The sequence below is a fragment of the Mycobacterium sp. genome (assembly GCF_049281135.1).
Taxonomy (GTDB): domain Bacteria; phylum Actinomycetota; class Actinomycetes; order Mycobacteriales; family Mycobacteriaceae; genus Mycobacterium.
Genome location: NZ_JBAPRN010000324.1, coordinates 1 through 4,032 on the forward strand (window position 1 = coordinate 1; position 4,032 = coordinate 4,032).

A 4,032-nucleotide genomic window follows, 5' to 3' on the forward strand; every position below is an offset into this window, starting at 1 on the left:
GTCCGTGGTGGTCGTGTGCCAGTGACTCTGGTTGGTATGCGCTCGGCGCGCCGCCGTGTGGTCCCTGGAGCTTCGGAAGTGCCATCGCTGTGCTGCCGGGACCGGGCGCCGAGACCGTGGGTGTGGATGACGGCGCATGTACGGCTGTGGCAGTCGGCTGAGTCGGGTAGGTCACCGGTGCCGTTGCCGAAGTCGCGGAACCCCGCGGCTCACCGGGTGCCTCGCTTAGCGGCTTCGGGTCCTCGGTGGCTGTTGGTTTCTTAGCAGCGGTCAGCTTCTGGTCGGTTGAACCGTACGGCGCGGGTGCCGGGCTTCCGCCCTTTGGCGCGTCGTTTCGCGGTGCTGGATTGCTCCGGGGCGGAGCGGGTTCGGGGATGAGCGCGGTTGGATGGAACTCCTCGGACCTTTCAGCGACGTCTGCTGCGGCGCGGCTCAGAGTGGGCAATTTCTCCAAAGCCCCACCAGGAATAAGCACCGTCGCCAAATCGAAAGCGGATTCGCCCGCCGCCTGGAAGGGGTTCGTGCTCCATTCGTCCCAATGAACGGTGTTCTTGCCAAGCTCCTTCCACGACTCTTTGAGCCTCTGCTCGCCCTCTAACCCAGTCAGCGACTCAACTTTGTCGATTGCGCCAGAGACGGAGTGCCAGAAGCCCTTCGGGTCGACGAAGGCTCGCGCCGGGTTGAATGTCCAAAAGCTTTCGACGAAACCCTCGGCCTCGGTGAACACGCCTTTGCACATCTGGCCGACGTGATCCAGCGCTCGGCCCACATCGGTGTCGTGCAGGAAGTGATCCCACTCCTTTTCGGCGTAGCGGGCCATCGCGGAAATGATGACGGCCGCTTCCGAAAGCGCCTTGGCGATCTCCTGAGACAACGCATCGACTTCAGCCGTGAATTGGTTGACGATGATGCGAATGTCGGTGGCGATCTTCCTGATCTCGTCTTCGTCGTCATCGGTCAGGAACTCCCAGACCTCTTTCAGCCCGGTCAGCGGATTGCAGATGCGCGATAACAGATCCAGGATCGCCGCGTGGACCGTGTCGATCTTTCCGGCCAATGACGTGAGCTGAGTGGCGATCGTCGCGCACTGCTGCAGAATTGCGGCTGCGCTGCGGTTCGTGGCGGAGAACGCCGCAGCAATCGCCGGGCCCTCGGGGATCTGCTGAGCGCCCACGCTGCCCATCGGCCCGGCGGCTCCAAGTATCTCGCCGACTTCGAAATTCGTTCCGGCGCCAGTCCAAGCGGCTGCGGCCGATCGCAATTTCGCCGAATCACCGTTCGGCCAGATCATCCCGATGTATTTCGACACCCAGCCCCAGCCTGCCGGCGCGGCAACGCCCTCACCGACAGCCGAGGGTGTTGAGCCAGCCGATATTGAACCGGTCTGGTGCGGGGCGGGGAGGGGCCGGCCGTGTCCCGATACGTTTGACAGCGCTTCGGCCGCCGAATAGTTGTGCGCGGAGACCCGCACTCCATCACCCAAGCGGGACAACCCATTACGAGTGGTAGCCATCGCCTCCAGCAGCTTGGAAGCTGACGAGTCGTAGGTGCGGCCAAATGCCGCGCCAGCGGGATCGTCACCGGCCATCCCACTGCATCCGGACAGCGACGTGGTCAAAGTCGTGATGACCGATCCCAACCCTTCACCGGCCGAGATCACGGCTGCGCCGGCTCCGTCGAGGACCTCTGGGTCTACCGCGAGCGGTGCCATTAGCTCAGGACCACATAGCCACGTTCGCCGCCATCGTGTGCGTGTAGTTGTGATGCGCTGTGTTGCCGGCCGTCTTCAGCTGCGTCAATGCTTCTCGCATCGTCGCCTCACCGAGTGCCCAGTGGCGGTGCGCCTCGGCATGCGCGGCAGCGGCCTCACCGGACCAGGTCTGGTGCAGGTGCGTTACCAGCGAGTCGATTTCAGCGACGAGGCTCTCGGTGTGCCGCATGAATTCGCCCATGCGCTGCATGGCATCGGCCAAGGCTTGCGGGTCCACGCTGAATGCGTTAGCCACGGTAAACACCGTCCACCGTCTGGCCTGCGGTGCGCTCTTGGGCCTGGAAATCTGCACCAGCGACGCCGACCGCTTTCGCCAATATCGACAGCCCCAGCTGGATTTCTCCAGTTCCGCGATGCCAGAGATCCCAGGCCTGGCCGTACGCGTCGCCAGATCCGCCATGCCATCCAGTAAGCAGCTCACGAACCTGGCCGTCGAGTTCGACGAGCTTTGTGTGCAGATCCTTCGCCGCACCCGAGAGTGCTTGTGATGCAACGTGCATCGCTTCGGGTTGAACCCGCAACGTCTCGCGCTCAGCCATACCGATCAAGCTAACGGCGATGCGCAGCCTGCACAATTCACCCTGGGGGTGTCGAAATCAGCCGCGAGGCATGATTCCCCGTTTGGACTTACCTAACCGTATTACGAACGGTTGCGGTCGATTTCGTCGTCGTCGCGTTTGTCGTCGGGGGCGACCATGCGCCTGCTGGCTACCGGTTTGCCGGCGATGCGTTTCACGACTTCTGGTGTGGTCTGTGGGCTGGTGATCCGTCCCTGGACTGGCGCGCCGTTTTTGACCGTTGGAGGCACGATCCGCTTGGTCTCGGCCTTACTGTCGCTGCCACCCGCGCCGGCACCGCCGGCAGCACCAGGCGGCATCATGGGCATTCCGCCGCCCATCGGGCCCCGTGCTCCCGCGCCCGGATCGGGGGCGCTGGGTGGCACCGGGACCTGTTGCGCCGACATCGGATAAGTGCCCGCTGACGGAACTGGTGGCGGCCCAAGGTTTCCGGCAGGCGTCGTGGCGCCAGCCACATCCGCACCGGCTCCACCACCGGCACCCAGCGCCGCGCCACCCGCGCCGAGCGCGTCACCGAGAGCGTCGGCAGGAAGCTCACCAGCCAGGCCAGCACCTTGGCCCGCTTTGCCCAGTGAGCTCGCCATTTGCGTGCCCATCTGCATGCCCTGCTGCATAGCCTGATTCATACCTTGCGAAAGCCCCTGGAACATTCCGCCGAAGGCTTGCATGAACTGCTGCGGCATCTGAGTGGCGGAACTCATCAGCTGCTCGAGTTGCTTGCTCGAATCCTGATCGCCCGCAGGGAATTGCGTCATCGCGTCGCCGGTCTTCTCGCCGCGCTTGGCATGCCCGGCCTCAGCAGCGGCCATGTCAGTCGGATCACCCGCGTTTCCGGCGAGACCGAGGGTGGCAAGCAGCTGACTCATGAGCGAGCTTCCCGAGGCGATCTGATCGGGCGTCAACGGCGGTGGTGGCGGCATGCCGAACGCATGCGCGAGTTGGCTGAGGACGATCTGCAGCTGCTGCGGGTTCATCGCGATCCTCTTCCTAAGGCACGTGATTCAGTGCCTGGAACCAGGCGAAGTGATAGTTGGCGCCGATGCCGTCCGAGGCCGCCAATGCCTCGATTGAGGCGAGCAGTTGCCAGTTTGCAATTGCGGCGCCGTCCACGTCGTCGGGGTATGCATCTAGCACCCGGTCGCGAAGCGTTGCGAGATGCTGGTGAAGGAACTCGACTTCATTGTCGATAACGCCTGTGCCGGTTGACGCCGCCTTGGCGAGGGTATGCGCCATCTGCGGCAGCCCGTCTCGCCAATTGGTGGCTTGACCGAGTTCCCAGCCGAGCTCGTCGACAGCTGGTACCTGCCGGGGGCGCGGTGACGTCGGGATGGGTTCGGTGTCGTCCGCTGCTGATTCCGGCAGGTAATGCACGGGCGAGTAGCTGGCCGATGCGCTCACTTGGCCTAGCAATGCTTCGATGTCGCCGCGGCGGTCGCCTGGGTCGAGGAGGGTCACGACGGATGGGAGCGCGATGCCCGGCGGAATCCAGCCGCTCGCAAGGTCGGTGACCAGAAGGGTGGTGCCGTCAGCCTGTTCTCCGGCAGCCCATCGAAGCCGGGGTTCTTGGTTGGCGACGTAGTCGACGAGCCGCCGGAGGCGGGCTTTTGCCGTCGCTTGCGCAGAGGCGGCCCCAGCGGCGGCTCCACCCGCGGTAGCAACGACGGCCTGCTCGCCTATGCCGGC

The 4,032-nt window shown here is 64.4% G+C and carries 5 protein-coding genes; all 5 read right to left on the minus strand.

The window, feature by feature from the left end:
- Window positions 1-1,711: hypothetical protein (locus WAN02_RS13185; protein ID WP_422264633.1), on the minus strand; the 1,711-nt coding region annotated here is incomplete at its 3' end.
- 4 nt (window positions 1,712-1,715) lie between these two features.
- Window positions 1,716-2,006 (minus strand): WXG100 family type VII secretion target, encoded by a 291-nt coding sequence (locus WAN02_RS13190; protein WP_422264634.1) that lies wholly within the window; start codon window positions 2,004-2,006, stop codon window positions 1,716-1,718.
- Window positions 1,999-2,310: a WXG100 family type VII secretion target gene (locus WAN02_RS13195; RefSeq protein WP_422264635.1), complete on the minus strand. Its 312-nt coding sequence runs from the start codon at window positions 2,308-2,310 to the stop codon at window positions 1,999-2,001. Before WAN02_RS13195 ends, WAN02_RS13190 begins: the two co-directional genes overlap by 8 nt.
- 101 nt (window positions 2,311-2,411) lie before the next feature.
- Window positions 2,412-3,323: a hypothetical protein gene (locus tag WAN02_RS13200; RefSeq protein ID WP_422264636.1), complete on the minus strand. Its 912-nt coding sequence runs from the start codon at window positions 3,321-3,323 to the stop codon at window positions 2,412-2,414.
- A 13-nt stretch (window positions 3,324-3,336) separates the two neighbouring features.
- On the minus strand, window positions 3,337-4,032 hold a 696-nt coding region (locus tag WAN02_RS13205; RefSeq protein ID WP_422264637.1), incomplete at its 5' end, for a DUF5631 domain-containing protein.